19 protein-coding genes are annotated in these 22,433 nt (G+C 44.5%); 12 read left to right on the top strand and 7 right to left on the bottom strand.

Annotated elements, in window-relative coordinates; genetic code table 11:
• The first annotated feature begins 34 nt into the window (after positions 1–34).
• From BSZ04_RS04890 to BSZ04_RS04855, 8 genes are all read left to right on the top strand, one after another.
• The gene (locus BSZ04_RS04890) at positions 35–973 is read left to right on the top strand and encodes a LysR family transcriptional regulator (RefSeq protein WP_088879716.1); all 939 of its coding nucleotides are present in this window, start codon (positions 35–37) and stop codon (positions 971–973) included.
• A 153-nt stretch (positions 974–1,126) separates the two neighbouring features.
• Positions 1,127–1,618, top strand: a complete 492-nt coding sequence (locus tag BSZ04_RS04885; protein WP_005428296.1) for a VOC family protein — start codon at positions 1,127–1,129, stop codon at positions 1,616–1,618.
• A gap of 217 nt (positions 1,619–1,835) precedes the next feature.
• Positions 1,836–3,506, top strand: a complete 1,671-nt coding sequence (locus BSZ04_RS04880; RefSeq protein ID WP_088879715.1) for an ABC transporter ATP-binding protein — start codon at positions 1,836–1,838, stop codon at positions 3,504–3,506.
• The gene (locus BSZ04_RS04875) at positions 3,499–5,187 is read left to right on the top strand and encodes an ABC transporter ATP-binding protein (protein ID WP_088879714.1); all 1,689 of its coding nucleotides are present in this window, start codon (positions 3,499–3,501) and stop codon (positions 5,185–5,187) included. The genes BSZ04_RS04880 and BSZ04_RS04875 overlap by 8 nt, the downstream gene beginning before the upstream one ends.
• Before the next feature lie 51 nt (positions 5,188–5,238).
• The gene (locus BSZ04_RS04870) at positions 5,239–7,212 is read left to right on the top strand and encodes a TonB-dependent receptor (RefSeq protein ID WP_088879713.1); all 1,974 of its coding nucleotides are present in this window, start codon (positions 5,239–5,241) and stop codon (positions 7,210–7,212) included.
• Positions 7,212–8,459, top strand: coding sequence for an MFS transporter (locus BSZ04_RS04865; RefSeq protein WP_088879712.1), 1,248 nt, complete (start codon positions 7,212–7,214; stop codon positions 8,457–8,459). The genes BSZ04_RS04870 and BSZ04_RS04865 overlap by 1 nt, the downstream gene beginning before the upstream one ends.
• A gap of 153 nt (positions 8,460–8,612) precedes the next feature.
• Positions 8,613–9,479, top strand: coding sequence for a helix-turn-helix transcriptional regulator (locus tag BSZ04_RS04860; protein ID WP_088879711.1), 867 nt, complete (start codon positions 8,613–8,615; stop codon positions 9,477–9,479).
• 219 nt (positions 9,480–9,698) lie between these two features.
• A complete protein-coding gene (locus BSZ04_RS04855; protein ID WP_088880242.1) occupies positions 9,699–10,892 on the top strand; it encodes a hypothetical protein in 1,194 nt (397 codons plus the stop codon).
• 584 nt (positions 10,893–11,476) lie between these two features.
• Here the strand turns inward: BSZ04_RS04855 and BSZ04_RS04850 are convergent.
• Together BSZ04_RS04850 and BSZ04_RS04845 are read right to left on the bottom strand one after the other, a co-directional pair.
• Positions 11,477–11,785: an MliC family protein gene (locus tag BSZ04_RS04850; RefSeq protein WP_231896268.1), complete on the bottom strand. Its 309-nt coding sequence runs from the start codon at positions 11,783–11,785 to the stop codon at positions 11,477–11,479.
• Positions 11,782–12,243, bottom strand: coding sequence for an ecotin family protein (locus tag BSZ04_RS04845; protein WP_088879709.1), 462 nt, complete (start codon positions 12,241–12,243; stop codon positions 11,782–11,784). The genes BSZ04_RS04850 and BSZ04_RS04845 overlap by 4 nt, the downstream gene beginning before the upstream one ends.
• A gap of 211 nt (positions 12,244–12,454) precedes the next feature.
• Between BSZ04_RS04845 and BSZ04_RS04840 the strand changes: the two genes are divergently transcribed.
• The 3 genes from BSZ04_RS04840 to BSZ04_RS04830 all read left to right on the top strand — a co-directional run bounded on the left by BSZ04_RS04840 (position 12,455) and on the right by BSZ04_RS04830 (position 13,865).
• Complete coding sequence (locus tag BSZ04_RS04840; RefSeq protein WP_071235840.1) at positions 12,455–13,051, top strand: LysE/ArgO family amino acid transporter; 597 nt, start codon at positions 12,455–12,457, stop codon at positions 13,049–13,051.
• Between the two features lie 39 nt (positions 13,052–13,090).
• Positions 13,091–13,510, top strand: coding sequence for a VOC family protein (locus BSZ04_RS04835; protein ID WP_088879708.1), 420 nt, complete (start codon positions 13,091–13,093; stop codon positions 13,508–13,510).
• Between the two features lie 103 nt (positions 13,511–13,613).
• Positions 13,614–13,865: a TIGR03643 family protein gene (locus tag BSZ04_RS04830; protein ID WP_088879707.1), complete on the top strand. Its 252-nt coding sequence runs from the start codon at positions 13,614–13,616 to the stop codon at positions 13,863–13,865.
• A 29-nt stretch (positions 13,866–13,894) separates the two neighbouring features.
• On the opposite strand, the gene BSZ04_RS04825 is transcribed toward BSZ04_RS04830, so the two are convergent.
• The 3 genes from BSZ04_RS04825 to BSZ04_RS04815 form a co-directional block, all read right to left on the bottom strand.
• Positions 13,895–14,614: a hypothetical protein gene (locus BSZ04_RS04825; RefSeq protein WP_010453417.1), complete on the bottom strand. Its 720-nt coding sequence runs from the start codon at positions 14,612–14,614 to the stop codon at positions 13,895–13,897.
• Between the two features lie 519 nt (positions 14,615–15,133).
• The gene (gene ygjK, locus BSZ04_RS04820) at positions 15,134–17,824 is read right to left on the bottom strand and encodes an alpha-glucosidase (protein WP_088879706.1); all 2,691 of its coding nucleotides are present in this window, start codon (positions 17,822–17,824) and stop codon (positions 15,134–15,136) included.
• 260 nt (positions 17,825–18,084) lie between these two features.
• Positions 18,085–18,852: a helix-turn-helix domain-containing protein gene (locus BSZ04_RS04815; protein WP_071235837.1), complete on the bottom strand. Its 768-nt coding sequence runs from the start codon at positions 18,850–18,852 to the stop codon at positions 18,085–18,087.
• A 705-nt stretch (positions 18,853–19,557) separates the two neighbouring features.
• Between BSZ04_RS04815 and BSZ04_RS04810 the strand changes: the two genes are divergently transcribed.
• Entirely contained in the window at positions 19,558–19,803 is a 246-nt protein-coding gene (locus BSZ04_RS04810; protein WP_010453422.1) for a Rho-binding antiterminator, read from the top strand.
• Between the two features lie 90 nt (positions 19,804–19,893).
• Here the strand turns inward: BSZ04_RS04810 and BSZ04_RS04805 are convergent, their stop codons facing one another.
• Together BSZ04_RS04805 and BSZ04_RS04800 are read right to left on the bottom strand one after the other, a co-directional pair.
• Entirely contained in the window at positions 19,894–21,381 is a 1,488-nt protein-coding gene (locus BSZ04_RS04805) for an MDR family MFS transporter (RefSeq protein WP_088879705.1), read from the bottom strand.
• Positions 21,378–22,403: an HlyD family secretion protein gene (locus tag BSZ04_RS04800; RefSeq protein WP_088879704.1), complete on the bottom strand. Its 1,026-nt coding sequence runs from the start codon at positions 22,401–22,403 to the stop codon at positions 21,378–21,380. The genes BSZ04_RS04805 and BSZ04_RS04800 overlap by 4 nt, the downstream gene beginning before the upstream one ends.
• Between the last annotated feature and the right edge of the window lie 30 nt (positions 22,404–22,433).

The raw sequence follows: 22,433 nt of genomic DNA, 5'->3' as shown, positions 1-22,433 counted from the left end.
CCCCTCAATTTGTAAGTTGAATGATAGGAATATCATGATAAATCTATCCCACTTAATCAAAAATGATATGAACCTGCTGATTTGTCTGTACGTTTTACTGCAAGAGCGCAGCGTGAGCAGAACCGCAGAAAAGCTATTCTTATCTCAATCGGCCGTCAGTAAACAGCTTACTAAATTACGCCAGGAGTTTGATGACCCCTTATTCGAGCGAGAATCCAAAGGTTTATTGCCGACCCCAAAAGCGTTGGCATTGGAGAGCAAACTGCAACAAATCCTGATGCAAATTGATCAGCTTCGTGAACCCGAAGAATTTGACCCAGAACGCTCGACTCGCATTTTTAGTATCGATCTAATCGAAACCGCTTACTCCACCATTTACCCACGTTTTCTGCCTCAGGCGTTATCCAGTGCACCGAACATCACCATCAAAAGTGCCGATTGGAGCCACAGCAGTATTATTCGATTACAAAGGCGAGAAATCGATTTTGGTGTCGGTATTTTTGAGTTTGATGATCGTTCGAAAACCCATGTCGACACCATCCCTGACACACTGAAGTACGCGGAACTGATGCGCGATACTTCGGCATGTATATTGAGAAAAGGACACCCAGCATTAGAGGAAGAATGGAACCTCGACGCGTTCTTGAAGTACCGCCATATACAAGTCATCACAGGAGGCGTGTCTAGCTGGCTACTGCACGAGGTTCTTGACACAAAACGACTGCGCATTGATAACGCCGTCAACATGTCCGACATTTCCAGCGCGGTAAAACTGTGTGAAAGAAGCGACTTGGTACTGACCTACCCCTACAAAAGCATCCGCGAGTTCGAAGGTAAATCAGACATTGTGATCAAACCGCTCCCGATAGAGATGGAGCCCGGCGGGTTCTTCCTACTTTGGAACAAGCAACTCGACAACGACCCAAGCCATAAATGGCTAAGAGAGCTAATCGTCAGTCAGTCTTATGCTTAACTGAAAATGAAATAAACAATACCGAGAACGATAATAACAAAAAATTATTATTATAAAAATTATTGATAATTTCATGTAATTAGAAATTCTCCATATACTCTCCTCCATCGAAACGAAACACGAATTAATCATCACAGTTTTTGGAGCAGAATTATGAAAATGAATCACGTAGGCATCATGGTTGGCGATATGGACAAAGCAGTAGAGTTCTACACTAAAGCGCTTGGTCTTCGCATCGTAATGAACAACACAAAAGTTATCGAAGAGCGCGAATCGGCAATCGGTCGTATGTGTATCGCCGTATTCGGTGAAGGCTTCAAAGGCTTCAACATCGCTCACCTAGTGACATCTGACGGCATCGGTGTAGAGCTGTTTGAAATGAAAGAGCGTCAAGAGCGTCACGAAGTAGATTTCTCTCGTTTAGGCATCTTCCACTTCTGTCTACAAGTAGCGAAAGAGCAGTTCCCACAAACAATCAAACGTATTGAAGAGTTTGGTGGTAAAGCTCGCATGGACATCATGCGCTACCACCCAGAAGACGACAGCAAACAAGCTCAAATGATCTACATGGAAGACCCGTTTGGTAACCTATTCGAGCTTTACTCACACACTTACGAAGAGACTTACGCGTCTGATTACGAATAATTAAACGTCTAAGAACAAAAAAGGACTGGCACTAAGCCAGTCTTTTTTTGCAATAAAATCAGTTTATTAAGCTCAACCAATCTATATTACTTCTTTTTTAACTCCCACGTTAATATTGCTAGCACATAAAGATTCCCGATATTCGCTTTCTATTTCCCGATATTGCTATTGTTAAAACAACGCTTAGATGAGAATACCTCCCATTAAGGAGTCATCTATGCATCTAACGGACAAGATGAGCGTCACTCAAGCACTCATCTCATTATTAAAAACGGAAAAAAAACGCATCACTTATACCGGTGTTAGCGCTGTGTTGTGTGTGTTCGCAGAACTCGCCACTTGGATTTGCTTATACGCCGCATTGAGCAAGTACCTAAATACCCAAAGTCTCTATTTCTACTTAGCCCTTATGACCATTGCAGTCTGTGTGCGCTATTTTTTCTATACGATTTCGGTATGGCAGGCGCACCTTGCGGCTTATCAAATTATTCAGACCATTAGGCAGAAGCTCGTTCGTGCTCTGTCCGAAATGCCAACCGCTAAACTGATGCAATACCATCGTGGAGATATAGAAAAACGACTCAGCGACGATTGTCAGAGCCTTGAACCTCTTATTGCTCATCATACGACCGATATTATTACTGGTACTTTACTTCCGTTTGTTTTGCTTGGTTTTATGGTCAGCATCGACTGGCAACTAGGCTTAATCGCATTAAGCCCTCTCCCCCTCGCCGTGATTGCCCAAACAGTCATGATGCGTGGCTTTTCAGATAGACAAAAAAAGTACAATCAAGTCGTTGCGAATATGCACAAAGCGCAACTAGAGTTTTTGCGTAGCATCGGCGTGATGAAACTATTCGGCGTTGACGCGGACTCTTATCGCCAGTTAAGCAATAATATGACCAAGCACCACAAGCTGGTTTACGCTTATACCAATCAAATGGTTGGAGCATGGGTCACCTTTACCACCTTAGCTCAGGCGTCTTTGGTTCTTGTTATTCCATTCGCCATCGTCAAATTGACCCAAGGTTCATTAAGCCCGGTCGAGCTCGCGATGATCGTGATTCTTTGTGCCGGCATCCTTAAACCATGGTTGGACCTAACACAGATATTTGGGCAAGTGCAGCAATCCTTTTCTTCTCTAGAGCGAATACTACCTCTGTTCCCAGCAACGTCGGAGCAACATTTCAAATCCATTGCAACGCCTTATGCCGAGCTTTGTTGTGAAAACCTGACAGTCAAACGTGACTCACTCGATATCGTCAGTGGACTGAACCTTCAGTTATCTCATGGCGAGTGCATCGTGATTCAAGGCGCATCAGGCTCAGGGAAAAGTAGTCTACTGGCAACGCTTTACGGAGAATTAGAAACATACGAAGGCGATTGGTTTATTAACCAAAAAGCCGTGTCTTCGATGTCCGATAGAGAACGAAGCCAATTGATCTCAGTTGTCGACCAACACCCTGTTTTCTTCAGCGCATCAATACGCGAAAACTTGGTCTTAGGAGATCGATTGATACACGACTCCGTGATTATCAAACTCCTCGATATGCTTGGACTTTCTGCACTTATCGAACAGCTTCCAAATGGTTTGTATTCCAGTATGGATGAAACCGAATGCAATTTTAGTGGAGGGGAACTACAGCGGTTAGCCATCGCTCGCGCCATGCTAGTACGCCCTGCCATTCTGGTTTTAGATGAAGCGGCTTCTCATCTAGATAAGGTGACAGAAAATCGTGTTCTAGAAGCAATACGTCAACATGCACCGCAGCAAATCCAATTGGTCATCAGTCATGGTTCACAAGCATTAACCATCGCTAACCGAGCGTTTTCATTGTCACACGGGCAGCTTAAACAAATTCATCTTGAGGAGACCGTCTGTGCGTAACATTCTCAAGCTACTCGATCACGCAGATATCAATCCAAAAACGTTTTTGGTTGGCATTGCTGGCAAAGTGTTCAGTGAGATTCTGCCATTATTTTGTTGGCTACTGATATTCGGAGCCCTTACCCAAACATGGTTACTTTCTCTTGAAGCCCTATTCGCAGTTTCACTTATCACGGTTGTCGTTCAGTGGCGGTTAGGACAATCCGCCAAACAGAGCTTCTTAGGCGCTTATGACATTACTCACCAACTGAGGAAAGTGTTACTACATGACATTCGTAGCCAACCGTTTTCCAAGATCACGGGGCAAGGTCTGGGAGAGCGCATTAAGCTAATCACTCGTGATTTAAAAGCATTCGAAGACATTTTTAGTCACCTAATTGCTGACTTGATCGCAGCTTTGGTGGTTCCGTTCGCGATGCTTTGTGTACTGCTATTTTGCTCACCTTACCTAGCCTCACTTATGCTGATTGTTATGGTGATCGCGAGCCTATTGCTGTGGAAATTCGAAGATAACTTTTCCAAACAAGCACAACGCCATGTCAATAAAAACGCTTCTTGCACCAACAAACTGCTCGAATACATAGCTTGTTTACCAACGCTAAAACGCTTTGGTCGCAGTGAAGTATTAGCGACTCCACTTAATCAAGAATTAGCAGACTTGTGCAAAACAGGGTTAGGGGTTGAATGGGCTGGTGGAATTGGCGTCATTTTAGCAAGCTTGTTGCTTGAGCTTTCTATTCCGATGGTTGCGGCGCTCGGCGCTTACTTAATGAGCCTGGGCAACCTTACGCTCGGGGAGTGGTTAGTTTCAATCATTGCTGCCGTCGCTTGTATCCGACCATTTATACGCATGACTATTTTCTCTACGTTACTCAGATACATGGCTAAATCTGCCGATCGTCTATATGCCCTGAGCCAAGAACCACAACAACCTGTGCATGGTGTTCAGCCGCATCACCACGATATCGAATTCAAAGCGGTTGAGTTAACTCTGGATGGCAACACCATTCTTAAAGACATCAATTTGCAGGTTCCATATGGGCAACATATCGCGCTCATCGGTACCAGTGGAGCGGGAAAAACCACCTTGTTAGATTTACTTGCTGCATTCCACATCCCCACTCATGGAGCGGTAAGAATTGGTGGTTGCACGGTAGAAGCGACAGGGACAATGCACTGGTATCAGCACATCTCCTACGTAACCCAAAATGTGCAATTGTTCGCAGGGTCGCTAAAAGAAAACTTGCTCATCGCAAAGAAAGACGCGAGCACCCAAGAGTTAGAAGCTGTAATCACTACCGCAGGACTTGATGAGCTGATCGCTCGTTTGCCACAAGGACTAAACACCGAAATAAACGAGAATGGCAAGGATTTATCGGGTGGAGAACGTCAACGCTTGTCCCTCGCAAGAGCGTTGCTTCATGATGCGCCCATTGTGCTTCTTGATGAGTTTACATCCGCACTCGACCAACCCAAACAACGGGAAATACTGCATAGCATTACCGAGTGTTTTGCCTCTAAAACCATGATCACAGTAGCGCATCGATTGGACACCATTGCTGATGCAGATTGCATCTATTTGATGAACCACGGTCGCATTGAGGATTTTGGCTCGCACGACCAATTAATCGCAACCTCTTCCCACTACCAGTCTCTGTGGGAAGCTCAACATAACAATTAAAAATTCAGCGCTGTGAGTAGTGCTAACTTATTCAGATTCAAGGAAAACAGTATGTACAAGATTTCTTCACCGCGCACCGTCATTGCGAGCGCTATCCTCACAATTTTGGGTACTTCATACTCCTATGCCGAAGAGACGCCACCAACAATGGAAGTGGTTATCGTTGAAGCAACCAAGTTCGATACTCCTTTATCGCAAGTGAACAATTCAGTTGTGGTCAAAACGGGAGAAGAACTCGAAAAAGCAGGCATTTATCAGGTCAAAGATCTCGAGATGGTATTCCCTGGACTGCTTATACAAACTCGCGGGAACCGAACTTACGCCAACACCACCGTTCGTGGGATTAGTTCACCTGACTACTATTCGCCAACCGTGAGCATTTATGTTGATGGCGTCCTGCAAGATAACGCTTTTGTCACTCAACCGCTGATTAACGTGGAAAAAGTCGAATTGCTGCGCGGTCCGCAAGGCACACTTTACGGTGGGAACGCGCAAGGCGGTGTCATTAACATCGTGACTCGTCGTGAAACTGACGCCACCGAAGTTAAAGCTTCTGCTTTATATTCTAATTTGAGTCAGCAAGTTGATGCTGTCGCCGCTACCCGTTTATCTGACTCCATTTCAGCGGATATTGCAGCTAGATATATCTACGATGAAGGTGATATTAAACACGCCACCAGCGGGAAAAAAGACGCAAACGATGCCGATGAGCAAGCATTAAAAGTTCGCTTTCACTACTTACCAAATGACTCAAAACTTAGCGCAACCCTATCAGTCGCCGCAGATAAGCTCGACAGCCATGAGGAGTGGTACCTCACTGAGAGTGAACATGACTCTGGTGTAAAAGACGCACCAATCCCCAAACTTAAGCGAGACGTTAATACTTTCGCGCTGAATCTTGGTTACGATTTAGATTCCTCTCAAATCACAAGTATCACCGCTTATCAAACACGCGAGATAGACCGCGAATATGTCTATGGCTACTACCAAGAAGATCAAAACAAGTTCAGCCAAGAGCTACGTCTAAACCAACAATACAACGATCGTTTTAGCTACGTAGTTGGCGGCTACTTGGAATATCGCCGTTTGGACGTTTCAGCCAATAACGCACGAAATAAATTGGACTATGACACGTACGCGTTGTTTGGGCAGACAAACTACCAGTTTGCACCACAGTGGGATGTCACTCTTGGCGTCCGAGCTTCATACCTAAAAGTAAACTCTGACTTCAACGGTAACCCGGCATGGTTTATCAATCCTTATAACAAGGAACAGACAGAATCGACGGTTTCACCAAAAGCTGCAATTGGTTGGCAAGCGAATGAGGACACTCGACTTTACGCTTCCATAACCAGTGGTTACCGACCGGGGGGCTACAACGTTGTTCCTCTGAGCAATGCAGATGCAAGCGGTTACGACGCGGAAAAATCACTGAATGGCGAGCTAGGCTGGCGCACCAACTTTGCGAATCAAAAAATCGATTTTAGTGGCGCATTGTACTGGATTAAAACGGATGATATTCAACTATATACCGGTACGCCAGGGCATCAAACTCTTAAAAATATGGGTGAGGCTCTAAGTAAAGGTATCGAAGCTGAGTTCGCTTTCTACCCAACCGATGATCTGACCATCACTGCTGCCGGGACTTTTGGACGTTCAACATTTGAATCAAACAACAGTACCTTTGAAGGGAATCGACTGCCTTACGCGCCAGACACCACGGCAACGTTGGGCTTTAACTATTACCTACCAGTAACAGGAATCAAAGGCGACATTTCGATCAACTCTCAAGCTCGTTATAACTCTAAAATCTACTTTAACGAAGCTAACTCACTATCACAAAGTGCGTACACTCTCGTCGATCTATCCATTAACTACGACTATAGCGAAGCTCTGTCTATCTCGCTCTTTAGCAACAATATTACTGACAAAGACTACACCACTTACGCATTCTCTTATGGTCAGACATACAGCAATTACGGAACAGGTAGAGAAGTTGGTGTGAAAGCGAAGTACGAGTGGTAATGAAACCTATGGTTAGCGCTCAAGGAGTCAAACTCAAACCATTGCTCGCCGTTCTGGCGAGCGTTTATACCATCCAAAGCTTAGTCAGTATGTTCACACTTCAAGGCTTGCCAGCGATAATGCGACATGAGGGCATAGATACCTCCCAAATAGGGTTGTTCTACCTTGCAATGCTTCCTTGGGTCGCTAAATTTTTGTGGTCACCTTGGATCGAACGGCAACGCAAAAAGGGAGCGAGTTTACAAAATCACGCCATCATTATTTTTGGTTCTCAGCTAGTTTTAATTGCCATACTCGTTGCGCTTTGCGTCATTGGAACGATCGAGAATCGAATGACCCTGTTTGCTGGCGTTTTGGTTATCAGCTTATTTTCCAGCTTCGCTGATATCGCTACAGACGGTCTGGCGATTGACCAGTTGGAGGCAAAAAGAAGATACCTAGGCAACGTCATGCAAGTTGGTGGTTCGTATCTAGGGGCTGTTTTTGGCGGTGGATTATTTATCTATGCGACTTCATTGCTCGATTGGCAAACCGCATTATTCGGTCTGGCTCTTCTAACTTTATTATTCAGTATGCCAACGCTTTGTTTATTCTGGAATCACGGCGCCAATCAGAAAAGCGCGCCAACAGCTCGTACTCCCTCCCTTAAAGCTGCATTTTCTAACCCTGAAGTAAGGATTGGACTGCTCCTTGTGACCGTATCGCAGCTCGGAACGAGAGGGGTTTTATCAATGATGATGCCTTTCTTAGTCGACAGCGGTATACAGCTAGAAAGTTTGGGTCTTTTGGTTGCAGGTGGAGGAGTGATTACCGGTTTAATTGGCGTAGTGCTAGGTGGCTGGTTAATAAAAAAAAGTCTAGCACTCAATGTTTTACTACTAATGATGGTCTTTGAAGTTGTGTTTTTTAGCTTCTATTTAGCATACGACTTAAATATTGCTGAGCAGGGATGGTTAATCGCGGGTATCTTTGTCGTTAATGGCATCATTACGTCGGCTAAATTTGTTGCGCTTTATACTCTAATGATGGGGTTTGCCTCCGGACATCAGTCAGGTGTGAACTTCTCTCTTTTCCAATCGATGGATATGTTCATTGCAATCGTGATGGCTATCATTTGCGGGGCACTGATCGGCGCTTTCGGGTATTCAGTGCATTTTATGTTAATGATCGCTTTTAGCCTCATCGCTATCTTCATAATCCCAGTCTTAAAACCAAATGAGAAGGCGAGCCTCATCTCACAAATCTAACCAAGCCCTATCGTTAAAGATGCTCTAGGTATATCCAGAGCTTCTTTCTCTGTGAACTCGACTTAGTTCAATATTCTCTACAAATGATATCTATTATCATTTATATTAATTGCTCAGGGAAATGCTCACGAGAAAACGACGAAGGCTGAAACAATGAGTAATATCGTGAATAGCTTAAACTTAGTAGGCGGCGTAGATGGAACGTTTGATGTTGTTGCCCTCGATGATGGTGTGAATGCCTACATCGTTAACTGTACAGCAACTACAGACATTCAGTTCAATGATCCTGCAGACGCGGGGTTCTATATCAGCTTTGCTGGTATTAACCACGCCTACAGCCCTAAATATCCTGATTACCCTGCCGCATCTTTTGCTTCTCGATGCATAGCATCACTTTTGCCGAAGCCTGAACCTGTAAACCCTATTGAGCTAGGAGAAGGAGGTCGAATTGAGAACATTCGAATTCATTTCCCGTTACACCATAGCTTGACTAAAAATCTTCTTCCTCAAAATAGGGGCTCATCATTCAAGCCTTTCGATCTTTATGAAACAGGTTGGCAAATGCCACTTACAGGAGATATTCTTAACGTTGCCAAATCGATTTGGAACAATGACTTCCAAGGTATAGCCCGAACTGTATGGCTAAGAGGAAAAATCTTAGAGCTGCTTGCGTTACTCATGGTGCATAAAGAGCCTAAGTCTCTCGCCGAGCAAGCGTGCGACCTCATTGCAACGCAGCCCCATATTGATTGGAACATACCGGGCTTATCTAAAGAACTCGCAACTAATGAATGCTATCTAAAGCAATCCTTTAGAGAGCAGTTCAATATGGGCGTCGCAAGCTGGATCCAAGCTTATCGCATCAGCCTTGCCAAAGAACGTTTAGCCAACCCTAATGAGTCCATCACCAAAATCGCCTTAGATTTGGGTTATCAAAGTGGTAGCTATTTTTCGAAGGTATTCAAACAACACACCGGACTTACGCCCAAAACATTTCGCAGCCGCTCTCCAAAACAGTAATCGGTGCCGTATAGCGACACCTCACAAACACGAATTCAGCCCCCTAGTATCGCCGAAACACTTCAGCATGACGGGAGGATTAACCATTTAAAATGGCTAGCTTTCACTTAGCCATCTTGTAAGAGATTGTATTGAACTGTCCAATACCACTCGCTATCAAACAAAATAAAACAACGTTCAATTACATTAGTGGTTCAATGTAAAAAAGCGAGACTAATGATGAAAACAATACCTCTCACCATTTTAGCTTCAGCCATATTACTTTCCGGCTGTAACAGCTCGGACAATACGAAGCCAACAACTCCCCCTACTACTGAACCATCCTCTTCTGTTGTTCATGGCATCAAGGTTGAGCCTGTTCCAAGTCAATTTTCTGCTTACTCAAAAGCGGGTTACAACCGATATGTTGCGGTCAAGGCGCCGAACGGAAAATCAATCCATATATTGATCATGAATCGATTATCAAATTATCAGATAGTCAAAGCCGTCAATGTCTTGAATCACTACCTAACACCCATCGAAGGCAGCAAATACGGAACAGTCGAACAAAAACACAAGATCGCAAACGCGATGGCAAACAATGGTGCCATTCTTAAACTGATGAACTATCACGACGAGCCAAAATACAACGATGACTTAGATGGGCAACCATTGTTTGAAGAGGAAATCCAGGTCGAGGGAGGAGCTTGGTACGTGAACCAAGATTATGCGAACCACCGCGATGCTTCTTATGAGGAGATTCTTCACTTGGTACACGATTACGGCATCGGAGTACTCAATGCTCCCGAGGATGGTGTTACTGCTTTACCTGAGTTCCAGAGAGAGTTAAACGCAATTCAAAAACAGTCTTTGCACAACGCATATAATCCATCCGCTGAGACATTAGAAGAATGGCAACAAGAAGTCAGTGTGGATCAAGAGTATTTCGCAGCGGTGATTGATAGCTATTACGGACTTTGGGGAGCATACGATGGCGCTGGTATGTGGGGGATGTACAACGTTAAACACCGTCAAGACTTTGCGACTGATGATCCGAACGCTCAATACATCACGGAGCAAATCTTCTCGCCAGTGTTAACGTACGATGCTTATATCTCAGATTCGTTTGAAGGGACGTTTAAGATGATCCTCGATGCTACAACACCCTATACCTATCATTCACAATATCTGACGAAATTGACGCTATCAGGTTCGAAAAACAGCAATATTGAAATCAACCATCACGATAACACCATTACTGGCAACTCTGGGTCAAACACCGTCATAGTACATGGCCCAAAAACTGAGTACACAATAGAAAAACTAGGAAATAACAGAACTCAACTTGTCGATCGCATCGATAACCGCGATGGCTCTAATATCCTATCAAATATAGAGAAAATTCAGTTTACTGATCAGACAATTACTCTTTAACTCTGTTGTCGCTAAGAAACTTACGCATCCAGTTGGAGCAATTGAATGCTTAAGCATCAGAAAGGGTTGGCCTAGTACCAACCTTTTTTTTGTTAATTTTTATGAGCCCCCTCCCTAGCGTCCATGGGTTTCAGCTTCGAAGATCAAAACACATAAGAACTGTTTGAGCGCGTTAAAAAGAGATTCCTGATGTCGCCTAGGCTCCTCGGAATGACGATTTTAAGGTACTCAACTGCAGCCTTGTCAATCGCGAGTCTTCTTAGTCCAAAATTGGCCCCCCTCCTAATTAACTTCGGAGGCTACAAAACTCACTCAGGTAAAGGGGAGGGAGCAACTGCATTCGCTGCTAGAAATTGCGAAAGCTAGAAAGTCCGCAAGGCAAAGGCACAAAAATAACCACATAAAAGAAAAGCCCTCCCCCTTAAAAGCGAAACTTCAATGCCAAGCAAACCATATCAATACAAGGGGGAGCTGGAGGGGGTTGTGAACACGAAACAACAAACTCGCTCTCTAAGGCTAAACCCATCTTCAAACTGCACATGCAAAAAAGGCTTGGTCCTGAACCAAGCCTTTCACTTACGCGATTACTTTTTAATGTGGCAAGTACTTTGAGATATCTCGTTGACGATCAAAATGGCTTCGTCACCTTTGGTGTGAAGGACCAACATATGGTCATCGGATAGGTACCTCGCGCCAGAAGCAGAGCGAACCTGTTTTAGCTCTATAACGCTTCCGTTGATGGCTTTGATCAGCGCTGCATCCTCCGTAAAGCTAGCAGCGAACTGTTGACCATCATTACATTGATATTGGAATTCAGGCGCAGACGATGAACAACCCGCTAACACTAACAAGCCACTTAAAATCAGAGCCGCTTTGCTAGGCTTCAAGATCACTCTTCGGGAGCCCATACGCGAATATCGACATCCAAATCAGCTGGAGCGTAAACCACGACTGGTAGCTTGCTGTTGTAACGGTACAAATCACGAGTCGGCATTTGCACGAACGTTTCTACCTTCTCCATCTCTTCAGGACAAGCCATTAGCGTTGAAATAGCACCACCCGCTGAAGAATCTACTTGGTAATAGGTGTAGCCCCAACCTTCCAATGTATGTTCAGTTACAGAGCCGCCTAAAGATACACGGTTACAGTCTGTTTCCATCATTTTACCAACCACCAGCTCTACGCGCTTATCTGCTTCGTTGATTGCTGGGTCTACATAGAAAACATGTTTTGTCATGTTCTCCATTTCTGGAAACATCTCTGCTGATGGGCGAGATACATCATTTGCTGGATTCATTGCAGAACATCCGCTCAGTGCCATTGCACCGGCAGCTAACCAAACTGCTTTCATCGTTTTTCCCTTATTCATATGGACGTGCATATTGTAACTGGTAACGCCAGATTAGGGTAAATACACGATGCAAATTGATCGCAACTCTCACAATTACGACGCCTCAACGCCATCAAACAATTTTAGTAAGTCTCTGTTCTGTGCCTTGCAGCAATTTGCCGACAAGGTTATGGTTTGAAGCCTGATTTGGTCACAATTCAAGGAAGAGAAAATGACCACCTATCTTGCGGGCTTTACGCTGGGCATTTCCTTAATTCTGGCTATTGGAGCGCAAAATGCCTTTGTTTTAAAGCAAGGCATCAAACAGCATCATGTATTCTTGGTGTGCTTCTTATGCGCCTTGTCTGACGCCATTTTAATTTCTCTTGGTGTCGCGGGTTTCGGTTACTTGGTAACTCAGTTTCCTTTGATCGAGACAATTGCGCGTTACGCTGGCGCAGCGTTCTTAACCTGGTACGGCATCAGTAGCTTACGCTCTGCATTCACACAAAGACACGTAATGAACCCTGAAGGTGATGCCTCAAAAAGTGCATGGCAGACAGCACTGATTTGCTTGGCATTCACATGGTTAAACCCGCATGTTTACCTTGATACAGTGGTATTGCTGGGCTCTATTTCCACTCAATATGAACCGCATAAATGGCAGTTTGCGATAGGTGCTGTTTGTGCCTCTTTCGTGTTCTTTTTCAGCCTAGGCTATGGCGCCAAACTGCTTATCCCGATCTTCAAACATGCGCGTTCTTGGCAGATTTTGGAATTCATCATTGGCTTTGTCATGCTTGCTCTGGCGATCAGCTTATTGATTTAGTGCGTATACTTTTCTCATCAAAGAAAAAAGGGCAACGTCATGGCAAATACAAGCAATCCAATTGAAGTAAAAGCGCTCGACCACGTGGTACTAAGAACAGACAATCTCGACGCGATGCTGCACTTTTATCGAGATATATTAGGATGCCCAATAGAGCGTGAGTTACCAGACTTGGGGTTAACTCAGCTTCGTGCAGGGATGGCGATCATTGATTTGGTGACGGTCGATAGTGAACTTGGGAAACTAGGCGGAAAGTCGCCCAGCCAAAATGGTCGTAACCTTGACCACTTTTGCCTTCAGATTGCACCTTTCGAAGAAAAAGAGCTGCTGTCTTACTTACACCAATACAATGTGCATGTTGCAGAGTTTACTGAAAGATATGGTGCTCAAGGCTTTGGGCGATCTGTCTATTTGGAAGATCCAGAAGGCAATGTGGTCGAGCTAAAACCACAGAAATAATGCACCAGAAAGCCATCAGTTTTCTACTAAAAATCCCCCTCAATGAACCCGAATCGCTGCGCGTTACGTATGTGTATGTCCAACAGCAAAACAGGATTAGCGAATGACCTTTAGCGATGACATGCTATCAAGAATTATTGAGATGGCATGGGAAGATAGAACCCCGTTTGAAGCCATCGAGCATCAATTTGGTTTGGACGAGAAAGGGGTGATCAACTTAATGCGCCGCCACTTACAACCGAACAGTTTTAAGCTTTGGCGACACCGAGTCACCGGCAGGAATACCAAGCACTTAAAACTGCGCTCACCAGGTGTGAACAGAGGCTATTGCCCAACGCAGTACAAACAACGTTGAGCCTCTCTTAAATTTCAAATGCGATGTGCTTAAACCATAAAATACGGCGCACTATCACGCATAAACTCAGCCATCGAAGCTAGATAGTCCCAAGTTTCTCGATAAGTGTGGTTCATGCATTGAGTGAAGGCTTGGCACAGTGAAGGATCTTCTTCCAGCCACTGACTAACATGTTGAGCCGTGTAGGAGACCTGCTTCATCTCATCATCCAGTATCTTCTGGATCGTTGGGCGCATCTCTTTCAGGTAAGGCACATCGGATTGATCGATAAAACTCAGTTGAGAAACCAATAAACACCAAGAACGAAGTTCGACAGAGTGAGCTCGGAAAAGGTGGATTTTAATATCATCATGAAAGTGGCTCACATTACTAAAATCACTCGATTTGGCCTCCTGATAGACTTCGGTTTGATAGCCCGTCAACGGAATTAAGCTGGCATACATCGCGGAGTGATTTCTGTCGTTTTGATAGTGGAGCATGATCTGTTGCTTCATTTCTCCTTGCGCATAACGATTGGCAATCATCTTGAGACGCTCAGCCCCTTCTTCCTCGTTAATCGCGTTGTGCAACAGATAATACGCCATGGTTTGCTTGCTCTGGAAAATCTCTTGGGTGAGATCCCTCATTGCTTGTGGCGTTAGAGAAGAATCTGAGTAAAGATAATTTTCGATTGAGGCTTTGTACTCATTAGATGGCACAAAGTTATTATCTTCTAGCAAGTTATAAAGGCTGGTCTGTAAACAGTTCATGTCACCTTCCTGGATGGTGTTGCATCGCAACACGTCATGCTGACAACGTAGAAAGTGAGGTATTTATCAATACGCTCTTAAGGGTGAGGAAGATTCAAGGGACAGAATAGAGTGTTGGAAAGACGTTGGCTCAGTACCATTGAATAACGGCGAGATTGGAAGTAACTCTAATACTTTTGCATGAATGTAAATGACCTCACTAATACTTGCAGCATATGCATTGTTACAAGATGGTTAAACAATCATTTTATAAATGTTATTTATTGAAAATAGACAGAACGAAATGCGGAGAGATAAGCCATTAGGTTTTAAAGAGAAGTGGTGTTGTAGCGCAGTTTTTATCGCATACAACTTTTAGAAAAACAGATAAAAATAGTGCTTTAACTCTATAAAAACCGGGCAGTTTTCACTGTCCGGTTTGATCTTATTGAGCCTAATTGAAGGGAATTAAGCAGTTGCAGATGCTAGGGGGGTCATCTGCAACGCTCAAATCTTCACGCTGTAAGTAACAAGCGAGTCTTACTTGCCAACAAAGCCGTTGTACAACATGTATAAGTGCGCCGCACTCCAAGAGAAGTTGTTTGCACCCTGTACAGCACCCGTTTCAGGGTTGTAGTTTTCCTGAATCGGCGTTGTTTCCGTTAGACCTTGTGCGTTTTGGAATAGCTTATCAACCATTTGACGCGCTTCTACACCGTAACCGTAGTTGTCCATACCACGTACGCCAAAGTAGAACTGATCCAGCCACACACGACCACGCCAGTAAATATCCGGACCATATGCTGGGTTATCCATTGATGCAGTACCTAGCGGGATCTTAGGTGAGTTAAACTTGCTGGTATCGAGCATGTTCTTCACAACCTTGTCTGCGTGCTCTTGCGTCGCTGCATTGTTGAATAGTGGCGACCAACCTTCAGGGCCCATACCACGCTTCACTAGCATTGGACCAGCACACTGGTTGCTTAGACCGCCCGGTACCACTTCAATGTCATAGTAGAACCCTGTCGCGTCGTCGAACATACAACGATTGATGTACTCTTTAGTGTCATCCGCTTTCGCTTTAAACTCAGCAGCTTTGTCTGCTTTACCCAGCACCTCTGCAATTTGCGATAGGTACAGGTTGTCAGAGTACCAGTAAGACGCTTGGTCAACTGATTCTTGCATCAGCGAGTAACCAGATAGATTGTTTGACTCATCCGTGTTCTCATTGAATTTCACTTCCCAGTCTTTCTTCGCCTGAGCCAGTTTATCCATGTTCACAGCCGAATCATCACGGTAAGTCACAACAGAACCATCTGTACCCATTACCATATCGTAGGTGTTATCAAATCCGTTGGTGTTGTGTGCGTAGCGCCCCATTTGGTCGATCACTTCAGCTTCTTCTTGCGTTGGCAACTCAGGCTTATCTTGTAAGTCATCGATGGTATCGATAAAGCCGAATACGCCCGCATTGTCACGACCCGATTCCCAACCAGCAGCCTCTTTCGCAGGGATGCTCATCGCGGTGTAGTCACCCGACATAAGCAACTGGTTGTATTTCTCGATGCCAGTCTCTTTGATCCACTTGTCACCATTCGCTTCATCTTTGTAATAGAACTTCATATCATCGATCGAAGCATCTGGCCCCCAAGAGCCGTCGTTCAGATCCTCTTCAAATACAGTATGAATTGGGTCTTTTGCTGCACCGTATTCAGGGATGCCGTTTTTGTTTGTATCGCGAGCGCGTAGCCACCAATCATGGAATGCCACTAGCTTCGGATACATCTCTTCTAGCCACTTTTTAGCTTCTTCGGGACGGTTATGCTCATCTTTTAGCGCGGTATACACTTCCCAAACAGCCCATGCAGCAAGTGATGGTTTAGTATTACGCTCATTCCAGTTCAGGCCATCGGTAGCTTGAGGGAATACTTTTTTGTATTCCGCCGACATACCCTCCCAGCGCTCTGCTGGTAAGTTGTATGTCACTACGTCAAGCAGGTAACCTTCATCCCAAGGACGAACAGGATCATCAGACTGTACTTGATATTGGAACACAGTACGGATGTTTTCCATCGCCACATCAGGGTTGAAATGTGACATTGCATAAGCTTGCTTCCACGTATCCCACGGCCAAGTCATGTTACCTGAGAAATAAGGAGCGGTTACCGATGGTGTCACCGTGTCATGGTCAATTGCACCCGCTGCGCCACGCCAGTTTGCATTAAGTGTTTCCATCGCTTTTACTGCAACGAACTCATGCTCTTTAGAAGCAGCATCGTTGGTCAAACCATTTTCTAAGTACTCTTCCCAACGCATTGCCGACTCATGCATGTAGCCTTTTGGATCGGCCATCACGTCGTCTAATTTCGCAAACTCAGACGCTTGCTCTTGGGTGTTTTGAACGTGCGTGTAAGCCGTATATAGCGTGATTTCTTCGCCATTTCCTAGCTCAGCCGTTTGGACGAAGCCTTTCTTATCATCATCAATGGTAGATGTTTCTGGCTTAACAGAGCGTGTCACTTCAAACTTAGAATCGCCCGAAGTCAGTAGAGACCAAGAGTCACGAACCGCGCCAAAAGACACTTCTACGCCATTTTCTGTCGCGGCAATTTCACGTGAGTAAGTAGGGTATGCATCTTCAACACTGCGTACTGTGCTGTCGCTGTTTTTGTATAGTTCACCATCGTCAGCGCGGTAATCCGCCATCAACTCACCGTCCCACTCACCTTGAATAGCCAGCTTGTTCGGGTTCTTGATCGTCGTTTTCACAAGAGACGTACGATCTGTCACAAAGCGCATTTCCAATTCTGCTTCGATGCCATCATCACCCGTATACTTTTGAATCAGCGCGCCAGGTTGTGAATACGCTTCTGTCAGCTTAAGCGGCATAGCTTCGCCATCCACCGTTAGCGCCAAGCGGTCGAAACGTGCTGCCATGAATGACACGTACTCTTCAGTTAACAACGCCGTACCACCTAGTGTAATTTCACCACCCTTGGTGTCTAGCGTGTGTCCATGCCAAGAACCGTTATCGAACATAGGAATGTAGCGAAGGTGACCACCATGCAAATCACGCAGTGCCACTGGCACACCAGCACGATCAATGGTGTTATGGAATTCAGCCGCTTTCAATGGTGCATCCACGTTAGAGTCATTATCACTACTGTTGCATCCACTAAGTGTTAGAGCAACCCCGACAGCAATCGCACACAAAGAAGTCTTAAAGTGCATGTTATATCCCTCATTTATTGGCTTTTGGTCTTAATCAGGCGAAAAAAGGTCGAGACGTGCCCTGCCGAGTTTCGATGATGAAGATTCAGCCTTATTTATTTCACTTTTGGATTTGAGAAGAGATCGGTTAATTTGTCTCTTCTTCGTTTGGCCTATTTAAATAACAGGTCATTAATTTTGGGTAATAGTGGGTCTTTGATGCATTCATTATCAAACACACCCACTTCATATAAATTCTTTATTTTGTGATTAAATATTCACTATTTTTCATTCGCCATCGATATGGCTTTTAATAACTCACCGTCAATGTTTGGAATAGTATCTGAGAGAAAAATTTGCTTACCTGGCGTATAGGTCATCAACACGTTTCGGAGTCGCTTGCTGCCTTCCCCACTCTTGTTCTGTACATCAAACTCAATCAGCTTGTTGTATACCTCGTTAGCCAGTTTCTCTTCTTGTTCCTCAGTAATGGCTATGCGTCCCATGCAGATTGGTGGTCGCACGTCATGGCTAAACACTTCGTCTCGAAAACGCTTAGCGAACAAAGTATCGAGCGTGGAACCCTCTTCAAAAATAAAACGACCTTGGTCTTTAAAACGGTATTGATCATCACCTTTTAACTCAATGTAACCCATCATTTCCAAGGCTCTTAAATACAAGGTAAGAGATGTATGAGTAAGTTGGTATTTACTCAAAATATCTTGTAGTGACCACTCTTTACGACGCAACAAATATAAGAAATCAAACAAATATGGATACTGATTAAATATCTCGCTATTAATTTCAGTAATGAATTGTTCATTCTCTTGTTGAAGCTGTTTCGCTCGCATAGATAATTCAACCAAATCCGTATCTAAATGAGTAGCAAACGAGAGTATTTTATCCAATCCAAGAGACGTGTTATGAAGTTGTCTTTTGATAGTTGATAGCGGAATCCCCATTCCAGCAGAGAGATCGGAATAACAAATCCCTTTCTCTTTAATTTTTTCTCGTAAAGCAGCAAGTAAATACGTTGCAGAATTATTCATCTAACAATGCCTGTTTAATTTTTCAGCATCCCTGATGATATATTCAAGAGAGTCCTACTCTTGTGATGCCGGTTCCAAATAATTCCAGCAATTTCTATCTATTAAATGTGTTTCAATGATGAGACTTTTTACTAAGCGTTAACCGATGGATTTTTACCCATATAGATTAAGCTTCAACCAGTTATTGCAAGCCTTATCAGTATGCGATGAGTATAATTGTTTTGATGCGTAAAATTAAGTTCGCTAGGTTTTTTAGTAAAAGTTTTCTATTGAAAGGCTACTTTATTAGGTGGCAAGTATCAAAAAATTGTACTTAGAAATTTAGTCACGCGAGAGATCACAGAAAAATAACGACTTACTGGAATTATAATAAATAAATGACCAGTAAAATTCTTGTTATAAGGAGCAAGAGAGTTAGTTAAAGAGAGAGGAATATTATTGAAGCGTCATCATATTATACCTTTATTTTTCTATCTTGCTCACATATTTTTCTACGGCTAATTTTTTCACTCCATATGCAACATTAAGTTCTCTTTCAACGCATCGACTCCTACTTGTAAAGGAGAAACGGTGATCTTAAAGATAGGCTGGTATGTTGTGGTTTACTTGGGAAGTCCTCCAATTAGGCGTAAAATAGAGAGTAGGCTTCATAGATGAGTTCTTACCCTTTATCGGTCTGATAAAAGAGAACGAAAGGAGAAAGTTATGGTGACATGTAGTCAATATGATTTTATTGAAATCGCCTGTATGTTTAAGTTACCAGTTGAGATTACCTTGAAGAATGGTGAGACACACCAAGGTAGCGCATTCGATACCGGTTACGATATGGAGCGACAAGAATGCTTATTTTTGGATGTTGCAGGTGAGCGGACTTCGTTCCCAACCGAGCAGTTGATCGCAATGAGAGCACTCACCGACAACCCACATTTCAGCGAAGTAACTTTCAGTTAATTGCCTATTCTCATACGCAGACGTCAAATAGAAAAAAGCGCCTTCAACCAGAAGAGTTAAAGGCGCGTTTGTTTAGCTTCAGTTTCAACGCTACCTTGAGCGGATAAACACCAGCATCGGCATCATGATTACGAACATCACCCCCACCAACTGGAAAGTATGCACAAACGCGACCATTTGCGATTGCTGATGGAGCATACTTTGGTACTGCTCCAAGGCGGCAGGATCGGTGATCGATAATCCTTGTTTCGCAGCCCAGTCATGCAACACTGGGTTGTAAGGATTAAAGCCTTCTCCCAAAGCGTGCCATTGCTGCTGACCATCACGATACTGGTATGTGGTAGCGATGGAAATACCAAATGAGCTACCAATAGTTCGAAACAAGTTAAAGATACTCGCCCCAGCCACCGACTGCTCTTTTGGCAACGTCATGTAAGCCAGCGTCGACAAAGTCGAGAAGGTTAAACCTAAGCCCATACCTTGAATCATACTTGGCATCACAATCCAGAAAGTGTCTATTTCTGTCGAGTACAAGGTCATCAAGTAGCTGCCAATACCGATGCAAGTTAAGCCAAATACAATCTTCAACCTTGGGTCAAATTGTGGGTTAATCACAATCACCAATATCAACATACAAGCGGACGCTAACCCCCTTGGAGCCATCAACATACCCGTGGTCGACACTGGATAGTTCAACAAGCTTTCGAGCAACATCGGCTGCTGGGTGGTCAAACCGAACATCGCCATCGAAACAACAGCAATCATCAAAGATGACACCATGAGGTTTCTGTCTTTGAGTAACCACAACGGTGCAATGGGGCTCTTTGTCTTCCAACTGCGGTATACCCACATGATCAAACCCATTATCGCTAGCAGTGCTGCGGTTTGAATAATGCGCGAGTTAAACCAATCTTCATCGTTCCCTTTATCAAGCACAAACTGCAACGCACCGACGCCGAGGGCCATATAACCAATGATCCACCAGTCGAAGTTCGGTTTGGATTTGTTGCTAATGTGGATGTAGCGGTAAATCAGCGCAGTACACACCAAGCCAAATGGCAAGTTGACGTAGAAGATCCAACGCCAGTTGATGTTGTCAGTAATCACACCACCCACTACCGGGCCTAAAATCGGACCAAGCAAGATACCGATGGAGAAGATCGCCATCGCCTTGCCTTTTTGCTCGGAAGGGTAAATCTGAACCAATGTAGATTGTGCAAGTGGAATAACCGAGGCACCAAACGCACCTTGGATAATACGGAACACCACCATCTCTTCGAGTGAACCCGCTTGTCCACAGAAAGCACTGGCAATCACAAAGCCGATTACTGCCACCAGCATGACTTTGCGCTCACCAAATCGCGATACCCAGAAACTGGTCATCGGAATGAAGATCGCCTCAGCCATGCTGTAGCCAGTTAGCACCCATGTGATTTGGTCTGCCGTTGCGCCCAACGCGCCCATCATGTGTGAAAGCGACACGTTAGCAACGGTCATGTCTATCAGCACCATGATGGCCGAAAGCATCACGGCGACGGTGGCTATTCCCCGTTTGTCGGCCGTAATCTGGTTACTCATTGTGCGTTACTTTTCAGATCAACAGTCACTTCAGAACTCGCACCCACACGTAATTGTGGTGCACCTTCAGGTACTTCAAGTGTCAAACGCACAGGGAAACGTTGTTTGATTTTCACCCAGTTACCGGTTGCATTTTCTGGTGGCATCAAAGAGAAAGAAGTGCCACTTGCTGGCGACAACTCTTCCACTTTCGCATCCCAAACCACATCTGGGTACATGTCGATCACGACTTCAGCGTGCATGCCTGCTTTGATGTGTGTTAGGTCTGTCTCTTTGAAGTTTGCACGTACCCAGTAACTGTCTTTCACAATCACAGGGAACAGAGTTTGGCCAATACCGACAACAGAACCAGTATGTGTGTTGATTTCACCCGCGATACCATCGACAGGAGAAGTGATGTCAGTGTAGCTAAGGTTCAATTCCGCTTGTGCAAGTTGCGCCGCCGCTTGTTGAACAACTGCTGCCTCTGCACCTTCTTCACCGCGGTTTGCGATTGCTTTCTCTACCGTTGCACGTGCTTGTTCTAAGCTTGCTTGAGCGTTCGCGAGTTTGTTCTTCGCAGTATCCAAATCTTGATCAGACGCTAATTTGCGTTTCACTAGCGAGTTAGTACGTTTGTACTCCAACTGCGCTTCGGTCAGGTTAGAACGCGCCGCATCCAATCCCGCCACCGCTTCAGTCACTTGCTTGTCGGCCACATCGTGTTGTTGAACCGCCAATTGGTAAGCCGCTTTAGCTTGTTTGACTGCTAGCAGATAAGGACGAGAATCAATCTTTAATAGCAGGTCGCCTTTGTTCACCACTTGGAAGTCTCTGGCTTCTACTGAGATAACTTGGCCTTGAACCTGTGGAGCGACCGATAGGATTTTTGCTCTTACATAGGCATCTTCCGTACTCGGGTGGCCGTCGGAATATTGCCAAGACCAGTACATCGCACCAAAAGCGATAGCACAAACGAGAAGGAAAAGGATTTTGGTCAGTTTGGATTTCGAAGAGGATTTCTTCGCGATATCGTCGCTCATTTATATTGTCCAAGTGTTCAATTTTGTGAT

This window comes from Vibrio rotiferianus (genome assembly GCF_002214395.1).
GTDB classification, from domain to species: Bacteria; Pseudomonadota; Gammaproteobacteria; order Enterobacterales; family Vibrionaceae; genus Vibrio; species Vibrio rotiferianus.
This window is presented reverse-complemented; position numbering and strand designations above follow the sequence as displayed.

Excerpts from the sequence above, each read along its gene's own strand:
- BSZ04_RS04855 (WP_088880242.1), top strand. The coding sequence starts at position 9,699 with ATGAAAACAATACCTCTCACCATTTTAGCTTCAGCCATATTACTTTCC.
- BSZ04_RS04830 (WP_088879707.1), top strand. The coding sequence starts at position 13,614 with ATGACCTTTAGCGATGACATGCTATCAAGAATTATTGAGATGGCATGG.
- BSZ04_RS04825 (WP_010453417.1), bottom strand. The coding sequence starts at position 14,614 with ATGAACTGTTTACAGACCAGCCTTTATAACTTGCTAGAAGATAATAAC.
- BSZ04_RS04815 (WP_071235837.1), bottom strand. The coding sequence starts at position 18,852 with ATGAATAATTCTGCAACGTATTTACTTGCTGCTTTACGAGAAAAAATT.
- BSZ04_RS04800 (WP_088879704.1), bottom strand. The coding sequence starts at position 22,403 with ATGAGCGACGATATCGCGAAGAAATCCTCTTCGAAATCCAAACTGACC.
- ygjK (WP_088879706.1), bottom strand. The coding sequence starts at position 17,824 with ATGCACTTTAAGACTTCTTTGTGTGCGATTGCTGTCGGGGTTGCTCTA.
- BSZ04_RS04860 (WP_088879711.1), top strand. The coding sequence starts at position 8,613 with ATGAGTAATATCGTGAATAGCTTAAACTTAGTAGGCGGCGTAGATGGA.
- BSZ04_RS04885 (WP_005428296.1), top strand. The coding sequence starts at position 1,127 with ATGAAAATGAATCACGTAGGCATCATGGTTGGCGATATGGACAAAGCA.
- BSZ04_RS04835 (WP_088879708.1), top strand. The coding sequence starts at position 13,091 with ATGGCAAATACAAGCAATCCAATTGAAGTAAAAGCGCTCGACCACGTG.
- BSZ04_RS04870 (WP_088879713.1), top strand. The coding sequence starts at position 5,239 with ATGTACAAGATTTCTTCACCGCGCACCGTCATTGCGAGCGCTATCCTC.
- BSZ04_RS04880 (WP_088879715.1), top strand. The coding sequence starts at position 1,836 with ATGCATCTAACGGACAAGATGAGCGTCACTCAAGCACTCATCTCATTA.
- BSZ04_RS04845 (WP_088879709.1), bottom strand. The coding sequence starts at position 12,243 with ATGAAAGCAGTTTGGTTAGCTGCCGGTGCAATGGCACTGAGCGGATGT.
- BSZ04_RS04810 (WP_010453422.1), top strand. The coding sequence starts at position 19,558 with ATGGTGACATGTAGTCAATATGATTTTATTGAAATCGCCTGTATGTTT.
- BSZ04_RS04865 (WP_088879712.1), top strand. The coding sequence starts at position 7,212 with ATGAAACCTATGGTTAGCGCTCAAGGAGTCAAACTCAAACCATTGCTC.
- BSZ04_RS04890 (WP_088879716.1), top strand. The coding sequence starts at position 35 with ATGATAAATCTATCCCACTTAATCAAAAATGATATGAACCTGCTGATT.
- BSZ04_RS04840 (WP_071235840.1), top strand. The coding sequence starts at position 12,455 with ATGACCACCTATCTTGCGGGCTTTACGCTGGGCATTTCCTTAATTCTG.
- BSZ04_RS04805 (WP_088879705.1), bottom strand. The coding sequence starts at position 21,381 with ATGAGTAACCAGATTACGGCCGACAAACGGGGAATAGCCACCGTCGCC.